Genomic DNA, 5,567 nt, shown 5'->3' on the forward strand with positions numbered 1-5,567 from the left:
AATGTTTGTCCGGCGGCGTCCTACTCTCCCACAACCTCGCGATTGCAGTACCATCGGCGCTGGCAGGCTTAACTTCCGGGTTCGGTATGGGACCGGGTGTTTCCCTGTCGCTATGGCCGCCGTAACTCTATGTGCCCATCACCCCACCCCAGGGGATCCTGGTCGACCAACCCCCACAAACGGGGGGGGACGATCGCCAGCCACCGTGGGTGGTGGGCAAGTCATGTTGTGTTCTCGTGGACGCGAGGCGTAACTAGGTGCTGTGTGTGTTACGCGTGTGTGGTGTTGGTTGAGGGTTTGTGTGGCAAGCCCTCGGCCTATTAGTACCGGTCGGCTGGGCATTGCTGCTGTACACCTCCGGCCTATCAACCCCATGGTCTGTGGGGGGCCTTAACCACTCAAGGTGGTGGGAAACCTCATCTTGAAACGTGCTTCCCGCTTAGATGCATTCAGCGGTTATCACTTCCGAACGTAGCCAACCAGCCGTGCCCCTGGCGGGACAACTGGCACACCAGAGGTTCGTCCATCCCGGTCCTCTCGTACTAGGGACAGCCTTTCTCAAGTTTCCAACGCGCGCGGCGGATAGGGACCGAACTGTCTCACGACGTTCTAAACCCAGCTCGCGTGCCGCTTTAATGGGCGAACAGCCCAACCCTTGGGACCTACTCCAGCCCCAGGATGCGACGAGCCGACATCGAGGTGCCAAACCATCCCGTCGATATGGACTCTTGGGGAAGATCAGCCTGTTATCCCCGGGGTACCTTTTATCCGTTGAGTGACCACGCTTCCACATGCCGTGGCCAGATCACTAGTTCCGACTTTCGTCCCTGCTCGACATGTCTGTCTCACAGTCAAGCTCCCTTGTGCACTTACACTCGCCACCTGATTGCCAACCAGGCTGAGGGAACCTTTGAGCGCCTCCGTTACATTTTAGGAGGCAACCGCCCCAGTTAAACTACCCATCAGGCACTGTCCCTGATCCAGATCATGGACCTAGGTTAGACATCTAGTACGACCAGAGTGGTATTTCAACGATGACTCCACCTGAACTGGCGTCCAAGCCTCACAGTCTCCCACCTATCCTACACAAGCCGAACCAAACACCAATACCAAACTATAGTAAAGGTCCCGGGGTCTTTCCGTCCTGCCGCGCGTAACGAGCATCTTTACTCGTAGTGCAATTTCGCCGAGTCCATGGTTGAGACAGCGCCCAAGTCGTTACTCCATTCGTGCAGGTCGGAACTTACCCGACAAGGAATTTCGCTACCTTAGGATGGTTATAGTTACCACCGCCGTTTACTGGGGCTTAAATTCTCAGCTTCACCCACCAAAGTGAGCTAACCGGTCCTCTTAACCTTCCAGCACCGGGCAGGAGTCAGTCCGTATACATCGTCTTACAACTTCGCACGGACCTGTGTTTTTAGTAAACAGTCGCTTGGGCCTGGTCTCTGCGACCCTCCCCGCTACCCACCGCAAGGGTGTTGACGGTTCGGGTCCCCCTTCTCCCGAAGTTACGGGGGCATTTTGCCGAGTTCCTTAACCATGGTTCACTCGATCGCCTTAGTATTCTCTACCTGATCACCTGAGTCGGTTTGGGGTACGGGCGGCGCATAGCTCGCTAGAGGTTTTTCTCGACAGCATAGGATCACCCACTTCGGCCATACGGCCTCGGCATCACGTCTCAAACTCGACATCAAAGTCAGCGACCCGGATTTGCCTAGGTCACGTCCTACACGCTTACCCCGGGACAACCATCGCCCGGGCTGGGCTACCTTCCTGCGTCACCCCATCGCTTGACTACTACCGGATCGGATCCCACGCTCCACTACGACGCCTCACCCCGAAGGGATCAGTCAACGCAGCTTCAGATGGTTAGCATCACCGGGCTCGTCATGGGCGCTACATTGCCGGTACGGGAATATCAACCCGTTGTCCATCGACTACGCCTGTCGGCCTCGCCTTAGGTCCCGACTTACCCAGGGCAGATTAGCTTGACCCTGGAACCCTTGATCATTCGGCGCACGGGTTTCTCACCCGTGATTCGCTACTCATGCCTGCATTCTCACTCGTGTCGCGTCCACCACTGGATCACTCCGCAGCTTCACTCGCGACACGACGCTCCCCTACCCACCCACACACCCAACCACCCAGTGGCCGAGACGACATCTAAGTCAGTGTGAATGCCATAGCTTCGGCGGATGACTTGAGCCCCGCTACATTGTCGGCGCGGAATCACTTGACCAGTGAGCTATTACGCACTCTTTCAAGGGTGGCTGCTTCCAAGCCAACCTCCTGGTTGTCACTGCGACTCCACATCCTTTTCCACTTAGTCACCGCTTAGGGGCCTTAGCTGATGGTCTGGGCTGTTTCCCTCTCGACGACGGAGCTTATCCCCCGCCGTCTCACTGCTGCGCTCTCACTTACCGGCATTCGGAGTTTGGCTAACGTCAGTAACCTTGTAGGGCCCATTAGCTATCCAGTGCTCTACCTCCGGCAAGAAACACACAACGCTGCACCTAAATGCATTTCGGGGAGAACCAGCTATCACGGAGTTTGATTGGCCTTTCACCCCTATCCACAGGTCATCCCCTCAGTTTTCAACCTAAGTGGGTTCGGTCCTCCACGCGGTCTTACCCGCGCTTCAACCTGCCCATGGATAGATCACTCCGCTTCGGGTCTTGAGCGCGCTACTGAAACGCCCTATTAGGACTCGCTTTCGCTACGGCTACCCCACACGGGTTAACCTCGCAACACACCGCAAACTCGCAGGCTCATTCTTCAAAAGGCACGCCATCACCCCCACGCCTCACATGGCTGTGAGATGGCTGGGCTCTGACGGATTGTAGGCACACGGTTTCAGGTACTATTTCACTCCCCGCCAGGGGTACTTTTCACCTTTCCCTCACGGTACTAGTCCGCTATCGGTCATCAAGAAGTATTTAGGCTTAACGGGTGGTCCCGCCAGATTCACACACCATTTCAGGGGTGGCGTGTTACTTGGGATGTGCTATGGACAGGCATGATCCTACGACTACGGGGCTATCACCCTCTACGGCGCCGCTTTCCAACGGACTTCAACTTCAACCACACTTTCTTACTGCCCCACACGCCGGCAGACGCATGACAAACACTCCCACAACCCCACAACCGCAACCCCTGCCGGGTATCACACGATCATGGTTTGGCCTCATCCGATTTCGCTCGCCACTACTCTCGGAATCACTATTGTTTTCTCTTCCTACGGGTACTGAGATGTTTCACTTCCCCGCGTTCCCCTCTACCGCCCTATTTTATTCAGACGGAGATGACTGGACATGACTCCAGCCAGGTTTCCCCATTCGGACACCCCCGGATCACAGCTCGGTTGCCAACTCCCCAGGGCTTATCGCAGGCTCCAACGTCCTTCATCGGCTCTTGATGCCAAGGCATCCACCATGTGCCCTTCAATGCTTGCCAAACAAACACTCAACAAACACAACACACACAACCCCCATCTCATCACCGGCGAATCGGCTCCAAGACAGGAATGCGCGCTTAGAACACACACTACAATCTAATTGCACAACCCAACACACAACCGAACCCAAGTAACCTCAATGAGTCCGACCAGTGCGGGCTGATGCTCGCGTCCACTATCAACATGACAAACACCAAGAAACCAACCAGCCATGACCATCCCATCCGGGACCATCTGGACCTGATGTCTCAGGGCCCAACAGTGTGTCAAACCAACCCACCAAGAACACCCAACCCGTTCCACACCACAAACCCTCACAGGCCGCAGCAGTACTAGACATCAGATGCCCCCACCAGGAGGCGTTCATCGACGATTCCACTAGTGAACACCACCAATGCCCCACAGACAGACGCTGTGAGCGCGGGGTATGTGCTCCTTAGAAAGGAGGTGATCCAGCCGCACCTTCCGGTACGGCTACCTTGTTACGACTTCGTCCCAATCGCCAGCCCCACCTTCGACAGCTCCCCCCACACAAGGTGGTTAGGCCACTGGCTTCGGGTGTTGCCGACTTTCGTGACGTGACGGGCGGTGTGTACAAGGCCCGGGAACGTATTCACCGCAGCGTTGCTGATCTGCGATTACTAGCGACTCCGACTTCATGGGGTCGAGTTGCAGACCCCAATCCGAACTGAGACCGGCTTTTTGGGATTCGCTCCCCCTCACGGGATCGCAGCCCTTTGTACCGGCCATTGTAGCATGCGTGAAGCCCTGGACATAAGGGGCATGATGACTTGACGTCATCCCCACCTTCCTCCGAGTTGACCCCGGCAGTCTCCTATGAGTCCCCACCATCCCGAAGGACGTGCTGGCAACATAGAACGAGGGTTGCGCTCGTTGCGGGACTTAACCCAACATCTCACGACACGAGCTGACGACAGCCATGCACCACCTGTACACCCCCAAAAGAAGCCCCATCTCTGAGGCGGCAGGGTGTATGTCAAACCCAGGTAAGGTTCTTCGCGTTGCATCGAATTAATCCGCATGCTCCGCCGCTTGTGCGGGCCCCCGTCAATTCCTTTGAGTTTTAGCCTTGCGGCCGTACTCCCCAGGCGGGGCGCTTAATGCGTTAGCTGCGGCACGGAACCCATGGAATAGGCCCCACACCTAGCGCCCAACGTTTACGGTGTGGACTACCAGGGTATCTAATCCTGTTCGCTCCCCACACTTTCGCTCCTCAGCGTCAGAACATTGCCAGAGAACCGCCTTCGCCACCGGTGTTCCTCCTGATATCTGCGCATTTCACCGCTACACCAGGAATTCCGTTCTCCCCTCAATGCCTCAAGTCTGCCCGTATCGAAAGCAAGCACTCGGTTAAGCCCAGTGTTTTCACTCCCGACGCGACAAACCGCCTACGAGCCCTTTACGCCCAATAATTCCGGACAACGCTCGCACCCTACGTATTACCGCGGCTGCTGGCACGTAGTTGGCCGGTGCTTCTTCTGTACCTACCGTCACCACCCACACGGGCGCTTCGTCGATACTGAAAGAGGTTTACAACCCGAAGGCCGTCATCCCTCACGCGGCGTTGCTGGATCAGGCTTCCGCCCATTGTCCAATATTCCCCACTGCTGCCTCCCGTAGGAGTCTGGGCCGTGTCTCAGTCCCAGTGTGGCCGGTCACCCTCTCAGGCCGGCTACCCGTCGAAGCCTTGGTAGGCCATTACCCCACCAACAAGCTGATAGGCCGCGAGCACATCCCCCACCCACAAAAGTTTCCACACACATCACATGCGTGAGTGCGTCGTATCCGGTATTAGACACCCTTTCGAGTGCTTATCCCAGAGTGAAGGGCAGATTACTCACGTGTTACTCACCCGTTCGCCGCTCGTGTACACCGAAGTGCCTTACCGCTCGACTTGCATGTGTTAAGCACGCCGCCAGCGTTCGTCCTGAGCCAGGATCAAACTCTCCGTAGAAAACTTGCTCCCGACAATAAACGATTACTAGCTATCGCCAGAATCATTGCCGAAAAAAACTAACCCATCAAAATCAATTGACGAGCAACAAACTAATTCGTCGACTATGACACACTGTTGAGTTCTCAAACATCA

General features: G+C 56.1%; 3 rRNA genes. All 3 read right to left on the reverse strand.

What is annotated here, in order from left to right:
* Positions 1-7: 7 nt before the first annotated feature.
* The 3 genes from rrf to FJQ56_RS21895 all read right to left on the reverse strand — a co-directional run bounded on the left by rrf (position 8) and on the right by FJQ56_RS21895 (position 5,432).
* Positions 8-124 (reverse strand): 5S ribosomal RNA (gene rrf / locus FJQ56_RS21885).
* Between the two features lie 176 nt (positions 125-300).
* Positions 301-3,456, reverse strand: a 23S ribosomal RNA gene (locus tag FJQ56_RS21890).
* A gap of 441 nt (positions 3,457-3,897) precedes the next feature.
* Positions 3,898-5,432: ribosomal RNA gene (locus FJQ56_RS21895) — 16S ribosomal RNA — on the reverse strand.
* The 16S, 23S and 5S rRNA genes sit together here, the layout of an rRNA operon.
* Between the last annotated feature and the right edge of the window lie 135 nt (positions 5,433-5,567).

The sequence above is a fragment of the Nocardioides plantarum genome (assembly GCF_006346395.1).
Lineage (GTDB): Bacteria > Actinomycetota > Actinomycetes > Propionibacteriales > Nocardioidaceae > Nocardioides > Nocardioides plantarum.